The organism is Kribbella sp. CA-247076 (assembly GCF_050942445.1).
Classification (GTDB): Bacteria; Actinomycetota; Actinomycetes; order Propionibacteriales; family Kribbellaceae; genus Kribbella.
In genome coordinates this window covers 1862908-1881004 of record NZ_CP192051.1, presented here as the reverse complement: position 1 = coordinate 1881004, position 18097 = coordinate 1862908, and the positions used below count along the sequence as shown (strand labels likewise).

20 protein-coding genes are annotated in these 18097 nt (G+C 69.4%); 14 read left to right on the top strand and 6 right to left on the bottom strand.

Going from position 1 to position 18097, the window contains the following annotated elements:
- Window positions 1-208 precede the first annotated feature (208 nt).
- Complete coding sequence (locus ACQPYZ_RS09100) at window positions 209-901, top strand: Pr6Pr family membrane protein (RefSeq protein WP_433166995.1); 693 nt, start codon at window positions 209-211, stop codon at window positions 899-901.
- Here ACQPYZ_RS09100 and ACQPYZ_RS09095 read toward each other — a convergent pair.
- On the bottom strand, window positions 898-1524 hold the full coding sequence (locus tag ACQPYZ_RS09095) for a hypothetical protein (protein WP_433166994.1): 627 nt from the start codon (window positions 1522-1524) through the stop codon (window positions 898-900). The genes ACQPYZ_RS09100 and ACQPYZ_RS09095 overlap by 4 nt on opposite strands.
- 26 nt (window positions 1525-1550) lie before the next feature.
- Between ACQPYZ_RS09095 and ACQPYZ_RS09090 the strand changes: the two genes are divergently transcribed.
- The 3 genes from ACQPYZ_RS09090 to ACQPYZ_RS09080 all read left to right on the top strand — a co-directional run bounded on the left by ACQPYZ_RS09090 (window position 1551) and on the right by ACQPYZ_RS09080 (window position 3903).
- Window positions 1551-1991 carry a GNAT family N-acetyltransferase gene (locus ACQPYZ_RS09090; protein ID WP_433166993.1) on the top strand — a complete coding sequence of 147 codons (441 nt, stop codon included), beginning with the start codon at window positions 1551-1553 and terminating at the stop codon, window positions 1989-1991.
- A gap of 102 nt (window positions 1992-2093) precedes the next feature.
- The gene (locus tag ACQPYZ_RS09085) at window positions 2094-2891 is read left to right on the top strand and encodes an LLM class flavin-dependent oxidoreductase (RefSeq protein ID WP_433166992.1); all 798 of its coding nucleotides are present in this window, start codon (window positions 2094-2096) and stop codon (window positions 2889-2891) included.
- Between the two features lie 28 nt (window positions 2892-2919).
- Window positions 2920-3903, top strand: coding sequence for a formylglycine-generating enzyme family protein (locus ACQPYZ_RS09080; RefSeq protein WP_433166991.1), 984 nt, complete (start codon window positions 2920-2922; stop codon window positions 3901-3903).
- On the opposite strand, the gene ACQPYZ_RS09075 is transcribed toward ACQPYZ_RS09080, so the two are convergent.
- On the bottom strand, window positions 3871-5109 hold the full coding sequence (locus ACQPYZ_RS09075; RefSeq protein WP_433166990.1) for an MFS transporter: 1239 nt from the start codon (window positions 5107-5109) through the stop codon (window positions 3871-3873). The two genes, ACQPYZ_RS09080 and ACQPYZ_RS09075, sit on opposite strands and share 33 nt — an antisense overlap.
- A complete protein-coding gene (locus ACQPYZ_RS09070) occupies window positions 5106-5585 on the bottom strand; it encodes a MarR family winged helix-turn-helix transcriptional regulator (RefSeq protein WP_433166989.1) in 480 nt (159 codons plus the stop codon). The genes ACQPYZ_RS09075 and ACQPYZ_RS09070 overlap by 4 nt, the downstream gene beginning before the upstream one ends.
- Before the next feature lie 150 nt (window positions 5586-5735).
- Between ACQPYZ_RS09070 and ACQPYZ_RS09065 the strand changes: the two genes are divergently transcribed.
- The 5 genes from ACQPYZ_RS09065 (at window position 5736) to ACQPYZ_RS09045 (ending at window position 8858) form a co-directional block, all read left to right on the top strand.
- Window positions 5736-6275, top strand: coding sequence for a TetR/AcrR family transcriptional regulator (locus tag ACQPYZ_RS09065; RefSeq protein ID WP_433166988.1), 540 nt, complete (start codon window positions 5736-5738; stop codon window positions 6273-6275).
- On the top strand, window positions 6272-6778 hold the full coding sequence (locus ACQPYZ_RS09060) for an SRPBCC family protein (RefSeq protein WP_433166987.1): 507 nt from the start codon (window positions 6272-6274) through the stop codon (window positions 6776-6778). The genes ACQPYZ_RS09065 and ACQPYZ_RS09060 overlap by 4 nt, the downstream gene beginning before the upstream one ends.
- 17 nt (window positions 6779-6795) lie before the next feature.
- Window positions 6796-7188: a VOC family protein gene (locus ACQPYZ_RS09055; RefSeq protein ID WP_433166986.1), complete on the top strand. Its 393-nt coding sequence runs from the start codon at window positions 6796-6798 to the stop codon at window positions 7186-7188.
- Window positions 7189-7260: 72 nt separating this feature from the next.
- Window positions 7261-8238 (top strand): aldo/keto reductase, encoded by a 978-nt coding sequence (locus ACQPYZ_RS09050; protein ID WP_433166985.1) that lies wholly within the window; start codon window positions 7261-7263, stop codon window positions 8236-8238.
- A gap of 62 nt (window positions 8239-8300) precedes the next feature.
- Entirely contained in the window at window positions 8301-8858 is a 558-nt protein-coding gene (locus ACQPYZ_RS09045; RefSeq protein ID WP_433166984.1) for a BON domain-containing protein, read from the top strand.
- A gap of 211 nt (window positions 8859-9069) precedes the next feature.
- On the opposite strand, the gene ACQPYZ_RS09040 is transcribed toward ACQPYZ_RS09045, so the two are convergent.
- Window positions 9070-10095 (bottom strand): LacI family DNA-binding transcriptional regulator, encoded by a 1026-nt coding sequence (locus ACQPYZ_RS09040; RefSeq protein WP_433166983.1) that lies wholly within the window; start codon window positions 10093-10095, stop codon window positions 9070-9072.
- 32 nt (window positions 10096-10127) lie between these two features.
- Between ACQPYZ_RS09040 and ACQPYZ_RS09035 the strand changes: the two genes are divergently transcribed.
- The 4 genes from ACQPYZ_RS09035 (at window position 10128) to ACQPYZ_RS09020 (ending at window position 14734) form a co-directional block, all read left to right on the top strand.
- The gene (locus tag ACQPYZ_RS09035) at window positions 10128-11372 is read left to right on the top strand and encodes an ABC transporter substrate-binding protein (RefSeq protein WP_433166982.1); all 1245 of its coding nucleotides are present in this window, start codon (window positions 10128-10130) and stop codon (window positions 11370-11372) included.
- Window positions 11369-12331, top strand: a complete 963-nt coding sequence (locus ACQPYZ_RS09030) for a carbohydrate ABC transporter permease (RefSeq protein ID WP_433166981.1) — start codon at window positions 11369-11371, stop codon at window positions 12329-12331. Before ACQPYZ_RS09035 ends, ACQPYZ_RS09030 begins: the two co-directional genes overlap by 4 nt.
- Window positions 12328-13146: a carbohydrate ABC transporter permease gene (locus ACQPYZ_RS09025; RefSeq protein ID WP_433166980.1), complete on the top strand. Its 819-nt coding sequence runs from the start codon at window positions 12328-12330 to the stop codon at window positions 13144-13146. The genes ACQPYZ_RS09030 and ACQPYZ_RS09025 overlap by 4 nt, the downstream gene beginning before the upstream one ends.
- Window positions 13147-13213: 67 nt before the next feature.
- Entirely contained in the window at window positions 13214-14734 is a 1521-nt protein-coding gene (locus ACQPYZ_RS09020; RefSeq protein ID WP_433166979.1) for an alpha-N-arabinofuranosidase, read from the top strand.
- A 153-nt stretch (window positions 14735-14887) separates the two neighbouring features.
- On the opposite strand, the gene ACQPYZ_RS09015 is transcribed toward ACQPYZ_RS09020, so the two are convergent.
- On the bottom strand, window positions 14888-15700 hold the full coding sequence (locus ACQPYZ_RS09015; RefSeq protein ID WP_433166978.1) for a MerR family transcriptional regulator: 813 nt from the start codon (window positions 15698-15700) through the stop codon (window positions 14888-14890).
- 42 nt (window positions 15701-15742) lie between these two features.
- Window positions 15743-16645 (bottom strand): cupin domain-containing protein, encoded by a 903-nt coding sequence (locus tag ACQPYZ_RS09010; RefSeq protein WP_433166977.1) that lies wholly within the window; start codon window positions 16643-16645, stop codon window positions 15743-15745.
- A gap of 71 nt (window positions 16646-16716) precedes the next feature.
- Here ACQPYZ_RS09010 and ACQPYZ_RS09005 point away from each other — a divergent pair, with 71 nt between their 5' ends.
- On the top strand, window positions 16717-18084 hold the full coding sequence (locus ACQPYZ_RS09005) for an FAD-dependent oxidoreductase (RefSeq protein WP_433166976.1): 1368 nt from the start codon (window positions 16717-16719) through the stop codon (window positions 18082-18084).
- Window positions 18085-18097 lie beyond the last annotated feature (13 nt).

Sequence of the window (18097 nt, the reverse complement as noted above, 5' to 3'; positions counted from 1 at the left end):
CGCCGACGATTCCACCCGATCCGCTGCCACCTCCCGCCGTCGCCCGTTCTCCGCATCCGATCCGCCAACCACCGGCCACCCGACACCACTCCGCGCCCCGCCGAAGGCGGCAACAAACAGCCGCCGCCGAAGGCGGTGTCCTGTCCCGCATTTCACTCTTCCGCGTGCCTGCTGGTCACAGTGGGGGTGGAGACAGGAGCATGTGGGCATGACGGAGCTCTCGACGCGGGGCAGCGATCGGACTGTCACGACGGCCGGGCGGGTGAGTCAGGGTGGGATCGCGGCGGTGATCGCGGTGTCGCTGGTGATTCAGCTCGTGTTGTTGTTCACCGGCGGGGCCGACGCCAACTCCGGGGAGTCGGGTGAGTCGGTCGGGCTCGGCACCCGGTTGTGGCGGCTGTTCAGCTACTTCACGATCCAGAGCAACCTGATCGTGCTCGCGGCCGCGCTGGTCCTGGCGCTCCGGCCGACGTACGACGGACGCTTCTGGCGGACGCTGCGGCTCGACTCGCTGCTCGGCATCGTGATCACCGGGCTGGTGTTCGCGATCGTGCTCGCGCCGCAGGTCGACCTGGCCGGCTGGGCGCTGGTGGCGACGATCGGCTTCCACTACATCTCGCCGTGGGCGGCGTTGCTCGCGTGGTTGGTGTTCGGGCCTCGACCACGACTGACCTGGGCGATCGTCGCCTTCGCCTTCATCTGGCCGTGCGCGTGGCTGGTCTACATCTTCACCCAGGGCGCGTTCACGGACTGGTACCCGTACCCGTTCCTCGACGTCACCGACCTCGGCCTCGGTACGGCGATGCGCAACGCGGGCCTGGTCCTGGTGATCGGCGTCGTCCTCGCCGCGCTGTTCAAGCTGCTGGACACCAAGCTCCCGGTGCCAGGCAGGAGGGACTAGAAAGACGCGCAGATGTCCCACGCGGCTTGCCGCAGCAGCGCGGCGGTGTCCGCGTCGAGGCCCTTCACCGGTACGTCGGTGCCGACCGGGTCCTGCTCGAGCAAGGCGATCAGGAACACGCACGCGGCCAGGTAGCTGCCGGGCAACGCCGGGTGGCTGTTGTCCTGGTCGTGCAGCACAGGTTCGTCGTACGTCGTCAGGAAGCGCTCCCAGACGAGGCCGACCGGGACGAGCGTGGCCCCGAGCTCCGCGGCGCTTTCGGCGTACTCCGTCGTCAGCGCCTGCTGCGTCTCGGGTGCGTTCCGCCGGGCCCACGTCATGTAGAGCACGGTCCGCGCACCGACTTCCTTGATCGCGACGTCGAAGTCCCGCACGCTCTCCCGGAACCGCGCCGGACCCTTGATCGGCAGTGTGCTCTGCTCCTGGAGTACGACGACGTCGAAACCGCCGGTCGCCAGCGCCGCGAGCGCCTTGCCGCCGTTCAGATGCTGCCGCAGCGACGCACCGCCGGCCTGGATGAGCTGGTGCTCGAGCTCGATCCCGCGCGCGCCGGCCAGGCCGGTGAGCAGGCCGGGCAGGTTGTTCCGGGCGGTGAAGCTGTTCCCGACGAAGAGAATGCGCACGACCCGCAAACTACTAGACTCGAGCGGTGAGCGGACTGCGAATCGTGCCGGTGGGCGACGACGTGACGCTGCTGGATTGGCAGCGCGTGCACAACGAGATCATCCCGACGGCGCCGTTGTCGGTCGACGAGATCCGTGAACGCGCCGAGCGCAACGTGCTCGAGGTCGCGTACGCCGGCGACGTACTGATCGGATGCTCGACGGTGCGACCGCCGTCCGAGGAGACCGCGGCGGCGACCGTGATCGCGCGCGTGTTGCCCGAGCACCGGCGCCAGGGATACGGAACGGCGATCTACCAGCGGAGTCTGGCCGAAGGCCGGAAGCTGAGCGACGCGGGCATCGAGACGCACATCCTGGCGACCAACGAGGACGGCCTGCGCTTCGCCAAGGCCCACGGCTTCATCGAGGTCGAGACCTACCTCCTCCCCGGCGACACCATCCCCTTCATCGAGCTGCGCCTGGAGTAACCCGATTGCCCGGTCTCGTGCGAGCCGCGAGGATGCTGGGATGCGCTACTCGATCAACATTCCGAACTTCGGGACTTCGCGGACGCCCGGACGGTCGCGCGGGTGGCGACCGCGGCCGAGGAGGCCGGCTGGGACGGGTTGTTCCTCTGGGACCACGTCGTCCACAGCAAGCAGCAACGGCAGGGGCAGGCGTTCGGCGACCCCTGGATGCTGCTGACGGCGGCCGGCCTCGCCACCTCCCGGATCAAGCTCGGCCCGCTGGTCACCCCGGTCGCACGGCGGCGGCCGGAGCAGTTGGCCCGGCAGGTCGCGACGCTGGACGGCCTGAGTGGCGGCCGGGTCGTGTTCGGCGCAGGCCTTGGTGGACCGATCGACGACGAGTTCGGCAGCTTCGGCGACGAGACCGATCCGAAGGTGCTGGCCGAGAAGCTCGACGAGGGTCTCGACCTGCTCACCCGGTACTGGTCGGGCGAGACCGTCGACCACGACGGCCGGCACTACCGCGCCGAGGACGTGACCTTGCTGCCGGCAACGGTTCAGCAGCCCCGACCGCCCATCTGGATCGCCGGCTACTGGCCGCGCAAGGCCCCGATGCGGCGAGCCGCTCGCTGGGACGGCGCCGTACCACTGTTCCTGAGCGCGAACCACGGAGTCGCGCCGCCGCTCGACGACTTCCGCGAGCTGATGAGCTACCTCCGCGACGTCCGCGAGGACCGGGCGACGCCGTACGACGTGGTCGTGGGCGGCGTCAGCGACCCGGCCGACTACCGGGGCACCATCGAGCCGCTGGCCGAGGCGGGTGCCACCTGGTGGGACGAGCGTCAGCTCATCCGCGGCGACGACTTCTACCGCCTGGATCCGGTCCTCCGCCGGATCGAGCAGGGCCCGCCCAGTCTGTGACCCGGTGACGATTTGAGATCCTGGGACCATGAGTGAGGAACTGCCGTCCTGTTGCGCGCCCTCGCGGCCGGTGATGGACATCGGGTCCACCCCGCCGCCCGCGCCGGTGCCCGCGGTCGGCGTGCACGGGATCGAGCAGATCCGGCTGGACGGCGGCGTGTTCGCGATGGGCGACGGCTACGGAGACGGCAACGCCGGTGACGGCGAGGTGCCGATCCACCAGGTCCGGGTCGGGCCGCTGAGCATCGACGCCACCTCGGTCACGAACGCCGACTTCGAGCGGTTCGTCGAGGACACCGGGTACCGGACCGAGGCGGAGATCTACGGCTTCTCCGCGGTGTTCCACCTCGCGGTGCAGGCCGACCCGAAGGACCTGATGGGCCCGGCATCCGGGACGCCGTGGTGGATCGGCGTACGACGTGCGGACTGGCGGCACCCCGGTGGCGGACGGTCCGATCTCGACGGGCTCGCCGACCATCCCGTCGTCCACATCAGCTGGAACGACGCGGTCGCCTACTGCTCGTGGGCCGGGCGGAGGCTGCCGACCGAGGCCGAGTGGGAGTACGCGTCCCGGGGAGGCACAGAGGGCGCGCGGTACCCGTGGGGCGACGAACTGCTCGGCGACGACGGTGAGTGGCGGTGCAACATCTGGCAGGGCGTGTTCCCGGAGCGCAACGACCTGGACGACGGCTACCTGACGACCGCGCCGGTGCGGACCTTCGAGCCCAACGGCTACGGACTGTGGCAGACCGTCGGCAACGTCTGGGAGTGGTGCGCGGACTGGTTCGGCCCGCGGTACTACAAGTTCTCGCCCGACGAGGATCCGCACGGCCCGTCCCTGGGCGCGGCCCGGGTGATGCGCGGCGGCTCGTACCTGTGCCACGACTCGTACTGCAACCGCTACCGCAACGCCGCCCGCTCCTCGAACACCCCGGAGTCGTCGATGGGCAACGCCGGCTTCCGCACGGTCGCCCTGAGCTCAGGCGACGCTGCGGTCGCGAGTGACCGCTGAGCGGAGACCTGGCGTGGTCGCGCCGACGGCGGCCACCGCGGCGATGCACAGCAGAGCTCCGCTGGTCAGCGCGATCAGTGGCGAGAAGGCTTGGGCGACCAGGCCGCCGCGGAGATTGCCCAGGTCAGGGCCTGCCTGACCGACGATCTGTTCGGCCGCGGTCACCCGCCCGAGTAGCTCGTTCGGCGTGTGCAACTGGACGATCGTGCTCCGGGAGACGACCGACACCGTGTCCGCGGCACCGGCGACAGCGAGGAAGGCGAACCCAAACCAGGGCGTCGGCGAGAACGCGAACAACGCAAGCGCGATCCCCCAGCCGATCGCCCCACCCAGCATTACCACCCCCGGTCGCGGCAACCGCGTGAAGGTCCCGGACAGCACGGACGCCGCCACGCCACCGACGGCGATCGCACTCAGGAACAACCCCAGCGTCCGCGGATCGTTGCCGAACCGCTCGGCGTTGATGACCGGGAACAAACTGACCGGCATCGCCAGGACGGTCGCCGCGAGATCGGTGATCAACGCGCCCCGGATCACCGGCGTCGACACCAGGAACGCCAAGCCGTCCCGGATCCCGCGCAGCCCGGGCCGGGCGACGGCCTGGACGTGCATCGCCGGCAGACCGAGTACGCCGTACAGGGCGGCCAGGAAACTGAGGCAGTCGATCAGGTAGCAGACGCCGACGCCCCAGGCGCTCGCGATCAGCCCACCGAGGGCCGGACCGATCAGCATCCCGCCCTGCAAGCGGATCCGGTTGAGCGCGATACCGGCGGCGAGCAGCTCCCGAGGCAGCAACTGGGGAAGCACGGTCCGCGCCACCGGACCACCCGCGGCACCGAAGGCCGCCTGAGCCGCGACGAGTCCGAGCAGTACGCCGACCGGCACCGGCCCGATCACCAACTGGGCCGCCATCAGCGCGGACACGACGATCTGGCCGCTGACCGTGATCAGGTAGAACCGCCGCCGCTCGAAGCGGTCGACCGCCGCACCGGCGAACAGTCCGAGCAGGATCAGCGGCAACGCCTGCGACAGCCCGACGGCTCCGGTCCAGGCGGCACTGGAGGTCTGGTCCCACACCTGGAACATGACCGCGACGAACGCCAGCTGCCCACCGAACGTCGACAGCAGCTGCCCGATCCACAGCCGCCGGAACACCGGCGAGGCGCGTAACGGCTCCAGATCGATCAGCGCGTGCCGGGCCTTCACGGCTGCCGGTGCTCGAGCTTCTCGGCGATGCGGTCGTGAAAGCTCTTCCGGGCCAGCGCCTCCTCGACGTCCCGGACGATCTTGGTCATCGGGTACGGCAGCTCGGCCTCGAGCTCGGTGATCGCCGCCTCGGTCGCGCGCCACTCGGCGGCCAGCAGCTCGACGATGCCCTCGGCCTTGGCCGTCAGGGCCACCTTCTTGCTCCGGGCATCCGTTCCCGGCGCGGTCCGGACCAGGCCGGCAGTACGCATTGCCGACACCTTCTGGCTGAGCGCCGAATGCGTACGGCCGACCGACTCGGCCAGCTCCGTGATCGTCATCGGGCCCTTGGCGTGCAGCCGCAGCAACTCCAGCACGAAGCTCGGCTTCAGCCCCGTGACCTGCCGCTCGGTGTAGATCTGCGCGATCTCACCGTCCATCCGCGCCAGCAACTGATGCAACGCCCGCCACTGACTCTGCTCGGTCGGATCGTCCATGGCGCCATCATAACAGCACTTATATAAGTCCTGTTGGTTCGGACCACCAGTCGTTGATTTCGCTACCGCAGTTGCGTAAGCTGAGTTTCGATACGGAGGTAGCGAAAAGAGGATGCGATGGCAGAGCGGGGACGGCCTCGGGATTCGGGCGTGGAGGGTCGGGTGCTCGAGGCTGCGGTGGCCGAGATGCGGCTGCGGGGGTACGACGGGATGTCGGTCGACCGGGTCGCGGACCGGGCCGGCGTGGCGAAGACGACGATCTACCGGCGGTGGCCGAGCAAGGCGGAGTTGGTGATCGCGATGATCACCGAGCTGCGCGCGAGCGTGCCCTTCGAGCCGTCCGGCGATCCGCGCCAAGACCTCACCGACCTGGTCACCGCGGTCGCCTCGGCGCTGACCGCCGTACCGACGACACTCGTGGCCGACCTGATGGCGGCCGCGGCCCGCGAACCGCGGGTCGGCGAGAGCGTACGCGCGCTGTGGAGCGAGCGGCACGCGGCCGTGACCGCGGTCGTCGCCCAGGCCCAGAAGCGTGGACTCGTGCCCACGCACGCCTCCCCCGTCGTGCTGGTCGACCAGCTCGTCGGGCCGTTGTACTACCGGCTCCTCGTCACCGGCGAGCCGATCACTTCCGCCTACGCGAGGGAGCTGGTGCTCAGCACCCTCGGACCATCTCTGGAGCAGTCATGAAAGTACTGGTTGCCGTCGGCACCGTTGTCGTCCTCGTCGCCGGATACGTCGTCTACACGGTCCTCCGGCCGTTCGTCCTGCACACGGAGCTCGTCATGGACGCCTCCCCCGAGCAGGTGTGGAAGGTCCTCGCGGACCGGGCCGCCTATCCGGAGTGGAACCCGTTCATCATCTCCTCGACCGGCGAGCTGACGTCCGGCGGCACGATCACCAACGTGCTGCGCGACACCAAGGGCAAGGAGACCACGTTCTCGCCCGAGCTCCTCGTGGTCGAGCCGAACAAGGAGCTTCGCTGGATCGGGAAGGTGCCGCCGGGCGCGGTCTTCGACGGCGAGCACTCCTTCCGGCTCGAGGCGCTCCCGGACGGGAGCACCCGCCTGATCCATGAAGAGACCTTCCGCGGCGCGGCCGTCCCGTTCACCCGCTCGATGCTCCGGAAGACCATCGAACCGCAGTTCGTCGCGATGAACCACGCACTCGCGGCCCGCGCGACCGACCGCTGAACCGGCATGCTGAGGGCATGAGTGGACTTCTTCGGGCGGTCGACGCGGTGACGGTACGGGTGCCGGACCTGGACAGTGGGCTGGCGTTCTATCGCGATGCCCTCGGACACGAACTGGTGTGGCGGAACGACGAGATCGGGCAGGCCGGGCTGCGGCTGCCGGACAGCGACGCCGAGATCGTCCTGGCGACCGCGCTGGATTACGCACCGAGCTGGCTGGTGAGCTCGGCCGACGCCGCTGCCGAGCAGATCGTCGACCGCGGCGGCCGGCTGGTGACGGCGCCGTTCGACCTCCCGGTCGGCCGCTGCGCCGTGGTCGAGGACCCGTTCGGCAATCCGTTGGTGGTCCTCGACCTGTCCAAGGGTCTCTACACGACCGACGAGCGGGGATCAGTCACCGGTATCGGTTGATGTCCTGCATGCATCGAACTAGTGGGAAAGATGCATTGGACGCACGACCGGCGTACTGGTTGGGTTGACAGCATGGACAAGCGTGCACTGGGACGAGTAGGGATCGAGGTCAGCCCGGTGGGGTTCGGCTGCTGGGCGATCGGTGGGCCGTTCACCAACACCAGCGGGGAGCCGCTGGGCTGGGGTGAGGTGGACGACGACGAGTCGATCCGGGCGATTCGCCGGGCCGTCGAGCTGGGCGTGACGTTCTTCGACACCGCCGACGTGTACGGCGCCGGCCACAGCGAACGCGTGCTGGGCAAGGCACTCGAGGGCCTGCGGGACCACGTGGTCATCGCGACCAAGTGGGGCAACACATTCGACGAGTCGACCAGGGTCATGCACCACCAGGACAGCTCGGCCGACTACGTGCGTACGGCGGTCCAGGCGTCGCTCGAGCGGCTCGGGACCGACTACCTCGACCTGTACCAACTGCACTTCGACACCAGCAACGAGGTCGCACTGCCGTTGCGCGAGGCCTGTGAGGCCCTCGTGAAGGAAGGCCTGATCCGCAGTTACGCCTGGAGCACCGACACGCTGGCCAGCGCGGAGTTCTTTGCTGAGGGCAAGCACTGCTCGGCCGTGCAGCACGAGGCGAGCGTCCTGCACGACGCGCCCGAGTTCTTCGCGCTCTGCGAACGCGCCGACCTGGCCAGCATCAACCGCACGCCGCTGGGGATGGGTCTGCTGGGCCGCCGGGACGCGAACCGGCCCGCCACCGGCGCCGACATCCGGACGTTGCCGCCGTCGTGGCTGCGGTACTTCGGCAAGGGCGGCGTACCCACTCCGGAGTGGTGGGAGAAGGTGTCCGCGATCCGCGACGTCCTGGAGAGCGACGGCCGGACGCTCGCGCAGGGCGCGCTCGCCTGGCTGTGGGCGCGGAGCCCGCGGACCGTTCCGATCCCGGGCTTCCGCACGGTCGCCCAGGCCGAGGAGAACGCGCGGGCGATCGAGTTCGGGCCGCTGCGGGACGACCAGATGGCCGAGATCGCCGGGCTGCTCGGACGCTGACGAATCCCCTGCGCGCCGATGGGTACCCGTTGGGTGAGCAACCATCGAGAGGGTGAGACACGATGCGACTGATCGTCGATCGGACGACACGGCGCCGTGGCATCGCGGTGAAGGATCGCGGGCATCCGTTCCTCAAGTCCGCCGGCCTGACCGTGGCGGGGCTCTGCGCCGGGATGGTGACCGAATACCTGCTGGACCCGGAGCGCGGCCGTGCCCGGCGCGCCAAGATCCGGGACAAGTCCGCCCGGGCCGCGCACGGGATGGACGGCCTGACCGGTGTGTCCCGCGACCTGACGAACCGCGGGCGCGGGATGGCGATGGCCGCCCGTTACCGGTTCACCGGGCGGACGGCGGACGACGCCGTCCTGCACGACCGGGTCCGGGCCGAGCTCGGCCGGTGCGTGAGCCATCCGCACGCGCTGCAGGTACGGGTGGACGGCGGCTCGGTGACGTTGGTCGGGGACGTGCTGGCCGACGAGGAGAAGATGGCCAAGCACGCGGTCAAGCGAATCCCCGGCGTGAAGAACGTCGACACCCAGTGGACGGTCCACGAGGAGCCGGGCGACGTACCGACCCTGCAGGGCAAGGGCCGCCGCAAGCGGTCCCAGCCGACGAGCTGACACACCGGGTCCTAGCCGACCGGCTGACACCACCACGAACCAGCCCGGCGTCCTCGCCCCACCGGCGGCGGCGCCGGGCTGACCCATGTCCGGACGATCTCATCCTGGCCGGATCCGGACAGCCTGACCTCTTGCCGACTGGTCAGGTTTATCGATATACCTCTGGACAACACCCCCACCTCCGGGAGTCCAGATGAGGTCCACCGCGCGGTCAGCCGGCCGCTCTGGTCGTGCCGCGCCGCACCAGTTCGGCCGGCACGATCACCTCCTGCGGGTCGCCGGTCGGCCCGCCGGTGATCTGGGCGACCAGCAGCGCCGTGATCCGGTCGGCCATCTCCTCGTGCCCGGGGTTGACGCTGGACAGCGCCGGGACCAGGAACGGCGCCTCGTCGATGTCGTCGAAGCCGACCACCTGGACGTCGTCCGGCACTCGCAGCCCAGCGTCGGCCAGCGCCCGCAGCGCCCCCATGGCCAGGACGTCGGTCAGCGCGAACACGGCGTCGAAGGCGATCGCCCGGTCGAGCAGCGACCGGATCGCGTCGTACCCCTCCTGCAGGGTGAACCGGCAGCGGACGGTCAGCTCCGGGTCGACCGGTACGCCGGCGTCGGTGTGCGCGAGCGTGTAGCCCTCGGCCCGCAACGCCGGCATGTTCGCCGTCCAGTCGGGGTTGCCGCCGAGCATCGCGACCCGACGGGCGCCGGTGGCGAGCAGGTGGGCGGTCGCCTGCCGGGCGCCGTCGACGTTGTCCATCATCACGTGGTCGAAGCGGGACGGCAGCGCCCGCTCGCCGATCATCACCACCGGCGCGTCGGTGCGCAGCTGGGTCAGCTCGGCCGGGTCGATGTCGACCACGCTGAGGATCAGGCCGTCGTACATCCGCAGCCGGGAGAAGGCGACCGCGTCCAGCTCCCCCTCGCGGCTGGCGCCGGTGCGCTCCATCACGATCCGCAGCCCGTGCGCCTCGAACCGGTCGGCGAGCCGGCCGGCCAGCTGGGCGAAGTACGGGCGCTCGAGCTCCGGGACCGCGAGCCCGACCACCCCGGTCCGGCCGGCGCGCAGGTGCCGGGCGGCCAGGTTGACCTGGTACCCGAGCTCGTTGATCGTCGCCAGCACCCGTTCCCTGGTCGCCGCGCCGACGCGCGGCCGGCCGTTGATGACGTTCGAGACGGTCATCGTGGACACCCCCGCGGACCGCGCCACGTCGGCCATCGTCACCACGGTGGTCGCTCGCTTCATGGCCCCAACCTTAAACACCTTCTGGAGATGCGATGAGACAGCGCCGCACACTGGCCGCACTCGCGGCCCTCGCACTCGCCCTCCCGCTGGCCGCCTGTGGCGGTACGCCGGGCACCGGTGGCGACGAGGACAAGAAGCTGACGTTCTTCTCCTGGGACGGCGAAGAAACGATGAAACCGGTGATCGCGAAGTTCGAGGAGCAGAACCCCGGGCTGAAGGTCGAGTTCTCCACCGCGCCGCCGGTCGCGGAGTACATCTCCACCCTGCAGTCCCGGATCCTCGCCGGTACGGCGGCCGACGTGTTCGTCGTCGCGGCCGAGAACAAGACCAACCTGATCAACGGCAAGCACGTCGTCGACCTGAAGGACAAGCCGTTCCTGAAGAACGTGCCGGAGTTCAACCAGGCGACGTACTCCGGCCCGGACGGCGCGGTCTACGGCATGTCGGTCGCGTCCTGGGGCGCCGGGATCCTCTACAACAAGGACCTGCTGGCCAAGGCCGGCGCGACCACGATCCCGCAGACCTGGGACGAGTTCCTTGCCCTGTGCCACAAGCTGAAGTCGGCCGGGATCACGCCGTACCTGGAGTCCGTGCAGGCGATGTCGACGCCGCTGGCCGCCTTCCTGGGCGCACGGAACGCGGCCGACGGCGGCACGATGGACACCAAGATCTTCGACGGGTCGGCGAAGTTCAAGGACTACTGGGTCGAGCCGCTGACGCAGTGGTCCCGGCTGTGGACCGAGGGCCTGGTGACCCGCGGTGTCGTCGGCCTGACCGGCGACCAGGTCCGCACCGAGTTCGCCACCGGCAAGACCGCGATGATGGTGGCCGGCCCGTGGGACGTGCCCGGCGTCCGCGAGGCCGCGCCGAAGCTGAAAATCGAGATGGCACCGATCCCCGGGATCAGCGGCGGCAAGCCGTACCTGGCCGGTGCGGCCAGCCCCGGGTACGCGATCAACACCAAGGCGAAGAACCCGGAGGCGGCGGAGAAGTTCCTCACCTTCCTGAACTCGACCGAGGCGATGGCGCTGTACCAGAAGGCGACCGGCGCGATCACCGTGACCACCGACTTCGAGCCGAAGCTCGACCCGGCGCTGACCCCGATCGTCAAGGACGTCCGGGCCGGCAACGTGTACCTGCCGCAGATCGCCTGGAAGCGGGCCGAGGACATCCTCAACGTCGAGGCGACCGCGCAACTGCAGCTCCTCGTGCAGGGCAAGGCGACCCCCGAGCAGGTTGCGAACGCCCTCGACACCAAGCTCGCGAGTACGTCGTGACCGCTGGCGTGATCGCTCCGCCCGGAGCCTCCACGGAGGTCCCGGGCGGGGCTGCCCGGCCACCGCAGCGCGGCTGGGGCCGGGCCCGCGAGACGACGGCGAACCAGCTGTTCCTGGTCCCGGTCGCGCTGGTCTTCGTCGTCCTCCTGGTCGTGCCGCTGACGCAGACGTTCTACTGGAGCTTCACCGACTTCACCGGCTACTCGGCCGACGTGAAGTTCGTCGGGCTCTCGAACTACGGCAAGGTGCTGACCGATCCGTCCATGCTGGCGGGTCTCGGCTTCACGCTGGCCTTCACGATCGGTACGGCGGTGCTCATCACCGTGGTCGCGATCCCGCTGGCCGTCGTGCTCAACCGGAAGTTCTTCGCCCGGAACTTCGTCCGGTCGGTGTTCTTCTTCCCGGCCATCCCGAGTATCGCGATCCTCGGCCTGGTCTGGGGCTACATCCTGTCCCCGCTGGGCTCCGGTGTGCTGAACTCGCTGCTCGGCAGTCTCTTCGACGCCGGTCCGTACCCGTTCCTGTCGGACGCGACACTGGCCCGGATCTCGGTGATCGTGGTCGCGGTCTGGGGCGGCGCCGGCTGGCACGCGGTGCTCTACCTCGCCTACCTGCAGTCGATTCCGGCCGACTACTACGAGGTCGCCACGATCGACGGCGCGTCCGCGCGGCAGCAGTTCTTCCACCTCACGCTGCCGCTGCTCACGCCGGCCATCGTCATCAGCAACTTCCTGCTGATGACCGGTGGCCTGAAGGTCTACGACCTGCCGTTCACCCTGACCAAGGGCGGCCCGGGTTACGCGACGTACACGATCACGCAGTCGATCATCACCAGCGGGGTCGCCCAGGGTCGGTACGGGCTGGCGTCGGCGCTCGCGGTGCTGTTCACGATCGCGGTCGGCCTGGTCGCCGTCGCCCAGCTGTGGGTCTCCCGCCGGATCGAACGGAGGGTGTTGTGAAACAACGACGGTCACCGATCACCAGTGTGGTGATGATCGCGCTGGCCGGTGTGGTCGGCGTCCCGCTGTACTACATCGTCGTCAACACGCTGAAGTCGCAGGAGGAGATGGCCCGGTCGCCGCTGGGGCTGCCGAGTCAGCTGTTCCTGGACAACTACCGGCACATCTTCGAGACCGTGCCGCTCGGGCGGAGTTTCCTGAACACGCTGCTGGTCACGGTCGCCTCGATCGTGGTGATGCTGTTCATCGGCTCGACGGCGGCGTACGCGATGGCGATGCGGGCCAGCCGGTTCAACCGGTTCTTCGGTGCGCTGCTGCTGCTCGGGTTCATCGTGCCTGGGCAGTCGACGCTGATCCCGCTGTACCGGATGCTGGTCGACGTGGAGCTGGTCGACACCCTGCGTGGGCTGGTGATCATCTACACCGGCGGCGCGATCTTCTGCTACTTCCTGATCCAGGGGTACATCAGCCGGCTGCCGTTCGAGATCATCGAGGCGGCCCGGATCGACGGCGCCGGGCCGTTCCAGATCTACTGGCGGATCGTGCTGCCGCTGATCCGGCCGATCCTGGCCACGGTCGGCGTGTTCCAGACGATGTGGATCTGGAACGACTTCATCACCCCGAGCGTGTTCCTCAGCTCGCCGGAGAAGTCCACGCTGGTGCTGCAGGTCTACCGATCCGTCGGTGAGTTCTCGACCGACTGGCCCGGGTTCATGACCATGAGCGTGCTCGTGCTGATCCCGATGGTGGTGTTCTTCATCCTGACCCAGCGCCACATCGTCGACGGTCTGCTGGCGGGAAGCGTGAAGTCGTGATGCTCGCCCCTCGCCCCTGCACACCGACCCGGTCCATCTGAACCATCAAGCACCCAAGGAGAACCAGTTGTCGAACGCATCGCGGGTCGTGATCGATCTGGACGTGCCCGGCCCGACCATCAGCCGGCACCTGTACGGCCATTTCGCCGAGCACCTCGGGCGGTGCATCTACGGCGGCTTCTACGTGGGCGAGGACTCGGACCTCCCGAACGAGGGCGGGATCCGGCTCGACGTGGTCGAGGCGCTGCGGGCGCTGAACATCCCGAACCTGCGCTGGCCGGGCGGCTGCTTCGCGGACGAGTACCACTGGAAGGACGGGATCGGCCCGAAGGACCAGCGGCCGTCGATGATCAACACCCACTGGGGCGACGTCGAGGAGAACAACCACTTCGGCACCCACGAGTTCATGGCGCTGTGCGAGCTGCTCGGCGCCGACCCGTACGTCAACGGCAACGTCGGCAGCGGGACCGTCCAGGAGATGAGCGAGTGGGTCGAGTACCTGACCCGCGCGGGTGACAGCCCCATGGTCCGCCAGCGCCGGGCGAACGGCCGGGACGAGCCGTGGAAGGTGCCGTTCTGGGGCATCGGCAACGAGGCCTGGGGCTGCGGCGGCAACCTGCGGGCCGAGGCGTACGCCGACCTGGCCCGCCGGTACGCCACCTTCCTCAAGAACCACAGCGACAACACGCTGTACCGGATCGCGGCCGGCGCCGCGGACGACGACCTGAACTGGACCGAGGCACTGATGAAGGCGATCAGCTGTCTCGGCTGCGGTCGCGACCCGAAGAACATCTTCCAGGCGATCTCGTTCCACTACTACACCGTCGCCGGGACCTGGGAGAACAAGGGCCGGGCGACCGAGTTCGACCTGGACGACTACTACCGGACCATCATCAAGGCGCAGGACGTCGACCGGGTCATCCGCGGGCACTCCGCGGTGATGGACGCGTACGACCCGGAGCGCACGGTCGGCCTGGTGCTCGACGAGTGGGGCACCTGGTGGGACGTCGAGCCGGGCACGAACCCGGGCTTCCTGTTCCAGCAGAACGCGATGCGGGATGCCCTGGTCGCGAGCCTGCACTTCGACATCTTCCACCGGCACGCGGAGCGGCTGGTGATGGCGAACATCGCCCAGACCGTCAACGTGCTGCAGGCGATGCTGCTCACCGACGACGACGGTGGTCTCGTGCTCACGCCGACGTACCACGTGTTCGAGATGAACAAGGGGCACCACGACGCGACGTCGGTCCCGGTCCACCTGGTCGACCGGCCGGCGCCGTACGAGCTGGACGGCCGCAGCATGGAGCTGCTGTCCGCGTCGGCCAGCGTCAAGGACGGTACGGCGCTGATCTCGGTCAGCAACCTGGACCCGGTCGCGCCGGCCGACGTCGTCCTCGACCTGCGCGGCGCGGAGCTCCGGAACCCGGCCGGACGGTTGCTGACGGCATCGAAACCGCAGTCCTACAACACGACCACGGACACCGCGGTGGCACCGGTGCCGCTGACCGGGCTGGAAGCGGACCCGCGGGGTCTGCGGGTCACGCTTCCGCCGCACTCGTTCGCTACCGTCAGTCTGGGTCTTGTCTGACGGTCCAGCGCCGTAGCGAGCAGGTGCTCGGTGCGGTAGCTCGGCGTGCTGGAGTGAAGGCCTCGATGTGGTTTCCATCGTGGCCTTTGCTCCAGTGCGGCGAGGTGCCGTGCCGAGCGCCGCGCAGTAGGCGTTGGACCGTCAGACAAGGCCCTAACGTGTGACCGGGATCTGGAACTCGTGGACCCAGTTGGCCGGATTCTCGGGGTCGAACTGCAGCGTGACCTCACGGGCGTAGCCCTGGCTGCGGTACCCGTTGTCCTCGATCCAGCGGGCCAGCGTCTGCATGCTGCGGTCGGCGTCGTACATGTCGCCGGCGTGCACGATGGTCGCGGCCTGCGGGATCCCGGGGAGCTCCTGCACGTCGACGCCGGCGATCGGGCCGGCGTCGACGGGAGCGGCGGCGTGGACGCGGATCTGGTCGTTCTCGGCGTCCTCGTAGTAGGCGACCGGCGCACCGGCCGGCGTCACGCCGGCCGCGCCGAGGCGCTCCATCAGCTGGCCGAACAGCGGCTGGAGGACCGGGCCGATGTCCTCACCCTCGTAGCTCTTGCAGAGCGCGGAGAGCTCGGCCACCCGGACCGGGGCGATGTGTTTCAGGACGATGTCGTCGGTGGGCATGTGACCTTCCTTCTCGATCAGGCGGAGCCTCGCCTCGACACTGACCAACCGGGACGCGCCGCGGGTCAGCTCGTCCTCGAGCTGCGCCCGCCGAAGCCGGAGCATGCCGCGCAGTTCCTCCGCGGACAGCTTGGCATCGACGATCTCGTGCACCTGCTGAAGGCTGAAGCCGAGATCCTTGAGCGCGATGATCCGGTTGAGCCGGCTCAGCTGGTCCGCCGAGTAGTAGCGGTACCCGGTCGCCTGGTCGACGACCGCCGGCCGGAGCAACCCGGTCGCGTCGTAGTGCCGGAGCATCCGGGGCGAGACCTGCCCGAATGCCGCGAAGTCCCCGATGGTGAACATGCCTCCACCTTCCTGGTTGACACGATGTCAAGGTCAACCCGGTCAGAACGAATGTCGCCGGAAGCGGCCCGGGGTCTGTCCGGTCGCCTCCCGGAAGGCCTTGGCGAACGCCGATTCCGAGTGGTACCCGACCCGCCCGGCGACGGCCGCGACGGTCGCGTGGCCAGCCGTGAGCAGGTCGGCCGCGACCATCATCCGGACCATCGTGACGAAGGCGGCGACCGTCGACCCGGTGTGCCGGCCGAAGTGCCGGACGAACGTCGCCCGGGACATCGCCGCGACCTCGGCCAGCCGCTCGACCGGCCAGTCCGCCCCGGGATCCCGCAGTACGGCGTCGACGGCGGCCGCGATCCGGGGGTCGCCGACCGCGGTCCAGAGGGTGTTGCCGGTCAGGTCGCTCGGTGACCGGCGCAACATCATCGCGAACAACGCGGCACTCAGGGCGTTGAGGACGGCCGCCGTCCCGGGACCGACGGATCGCGCCTCCGCGCGCATCAGTTCGGTCAGGGTCCGAACCGAGTCGTCGCCGGCGTCGAAGGTGACCACCAGCGGATCCGGCAGGCTGCGGAGCAGCAGGAGACCGGCCCGCGAGTCCACGGTGTACCGGCCGCAGAAGATGTCGGCGACCGTTTCGCCGGACGGACTGCGGATCGTGTCGAACGGCTCGCCGGGCGTCTCGACCGACGACCTGGTGGGACCGCCGCCCGCCGTACGGATCGTGTGCGCGGGGCTGCCGGTCAGCAGGACCGCGTCGCCTGCCTTCAGTCCGATGGTCCGGCCGGGGAGTTCGAGGGTGCAGGCCCCGTCGAGTACGACGTGGAACGCTGCCTGGTCGGCGCCGTCCGCGGCGGCGACGTCCATCCTGGTCGCGCCGGCGAGCAGGCAACGCTTGTCGACGATCGCCCGCAGCCGGGCCAGCTCGGTCAGCCGAGTAATCGTGTCCATGAGACGTCCGCGCAGAAAATTGAGTCGAGAGCAGCTGGTACGTCTCAAGCCTAGTCCGCAGACTCAACCCCATGACTTCAACCCTGCAGGCGGACGTGGTCGTGATCGGGTTCGGGAAGGGCGGCAAGGTGAGTGCGGCGGCACTCGGCCGCGCGGGCAAGCGCGTGATCCTGATCGAACGCTCCGACCAGATGTACGGCGGCACCTGCCCGAACGTCGGCTGTGTCCCGACCAAGGCGCTGGTGCACCACTCCGGCAAGCGGCGGCCGGACGACTCGCCGCAGGAGTGGTTCGAGCACGCGGTCGGTGAGGTGCAGGCGCTGACGTCGACCTTCCGGGCCGGCAACTACGAGGCGCTGAACGGCGCGGACACGATCACCGTGATCACCGGCGAGGCCCGGTTCACCGATGCCCACACGGTTGCCGTGGGCACTGACCTGGTCGTGACCGCCGAGACCTTCCTGATCAACACCGGGTCCGAGCCGGTGATCCCGGACATCCCCGGACTGCGGGAGAGCCCGCGCACGGTGACGAATGTCGACCTCATCCGCACCACCGACCTGCCTGGCCGGCTGGCCGTCATCGGCGGCGGGTACCTCGGGATCGAGTTCGCCTCGATCTACCGGCGCTTCGGCGCCCAGGTGACCGTGCTCGAGTCGTCGCCGCGGATCCTGGGCCGGGAGGACGACGACGTCGCGGCGGTCGCGGCCGGGACCCTGGCCGACGACGGCATCGAGCTCGTCGCCGGGGCCGAGGTCGTTGCGATCCGCGACGAGGACACGGTCGTCTACGAACGGAACGGCCGCGAGCACACCCTCACGGTCGACGCGATCCTGGCCGCCACCGGTCGTACTCCGGTGACCGCCGGACTCGGCCTCGACCGGGCCGGCGTGCGCACGACCGACCGTGGCGCCGTCGAGGTGGACGAGTACCTGCGCACCAGTCAGCCACACATCTTCGCGCTCGGCGACGTCAACGGCGGGCCGCAGTTCACCTACATCTCGCTCGACGACAGCCGGATCGTGCTCGACCAGTTGCTCGGCACCGGGAAGCGGTCCACCGCGGACCGGATCGCCGTACCGCGGACCTTGTTCATGTCACCGCCGCTGGCGACCGTCGGGCTGACCGAGCGGGAGGCCCGGGCCGCCGGGTACCGGGTCCGGATCGGGAGGGAGAACGTCGCCGACATCGTGGCGATGCCGCGCGCGTACATCGTCGAGGAGACGCGGGGGGTGATGAAGTTCGTGATCGACGCCGACACCGACGAGATCCTCGGCGCGACCCTGCTGAGTGTCGACGCGCAGGAGCTGATCAACACGGTGGCGCTGGCGATGCGGCACCGGATCACCGCGACCGAGCTGCGGGACTCGATCTACACGCACCCGTCCTCGACCGAGGCGTTCAACGAGGTCCTGGGCACGATCGTGCGGGCCGACTAGGGTGCGTCTCCCG

What these genes read in the sequence shown, in the direction of transcription:
- ACQPYZ_RS09015 (WP_433166978.1), bottom strand. Translation starts at nt 15,700, where the DNA reads ATGTTCACCATCGGGGACTTCGCGGCATTCGGGCAGGTCTCGCCCCGG.
- ACQPYZ_RS09070 (WP_433166989.1), bottom strand. Translation starts at nt 5,585, where the DNA reads ATGGACGATCCGACCGAGCAGAGTCAGTGGCGGGCGTTGCATCAGTTG.
- ACQPYZ_RS09080 (WP_433166991.1), top strand. Translation starts at nt 2,920, where the DNA reads ATGAGTGAGGAACTGCCGTCCTGTTGCGCGCCCTCGCGGCCGGTGATG.
- ACQPYZ_RS09060 (WP_433166987.1), top strand. Translation starts at nt 6,272, where the DNA reads ATGAAAGTACTGGTTGCCGTCGGCACCGTTGTCGTCCTCGTCGCCGGA.
- ACQPYZ_RS09035 (WP_433166982.1), top strand. Translation starts at nt 10,128, where the DNA reads ATGAGACAGCGCCGCACACTGGCCGCACTCGCGGCCCTCGCACTCGCC.
- ACQPYZ_RS09055 (WP_433166986.1), top strand. Translation starts at nt 6,796, where the DNA reads ATGAGTGGACTTCTTCGGGCGGTCGACGCGGTGACGGTACGGGTGCCG.
- ACQPYZ_RS09010 (WP_433166977.1), bottom strand. Translation starts at nt 16,645, where the DNA reads ATGGACACGATTACTCGGCTGACCGAGCTGGCCCGGCTGCGGGCGATC.
- ACQPYZ_RS09045 (WP_433166984.1), top strand. Translation starts at nt 8,301, where the DNA reads ATGCGACTGATCGTCGATCGGACGACACGGCGCCGTGGCATCGCGGTG.
- ACQPYZ_RS09050 (WP_433166985.1), top strand. Translation starts at nt 7,261, where the DNA reads ATGGACAAGCGTGCACTGGGACGAGTAGGGATCGAGGTCAGCCCGGTG.
- ACQPYZ_RS09005 (WP_433166976.1), top strand. Translation starts at nt 16,717, where the DNA reads ATGACTTCAACCCTGCAGGCGGACGTGGTCGTGATCGGGTTCGGGAAG.
- ACQPYZ_RS09100 (WP_433166995.1), top strand. Translation starts at nt 209, where the DNA reads ATGACGGAGCTCTCGACGCGGGGCAGCGATCGGACTGTCACGACGGCC.
- ACQPYZ_RS09040 (WP_433166983.1), bottom strand. Translation starts at nt 10,095, where the DNA reads ATGAAGCGAGCGACCACCGTGGTGACGATGGCCGACGTGGCGCGGTCC.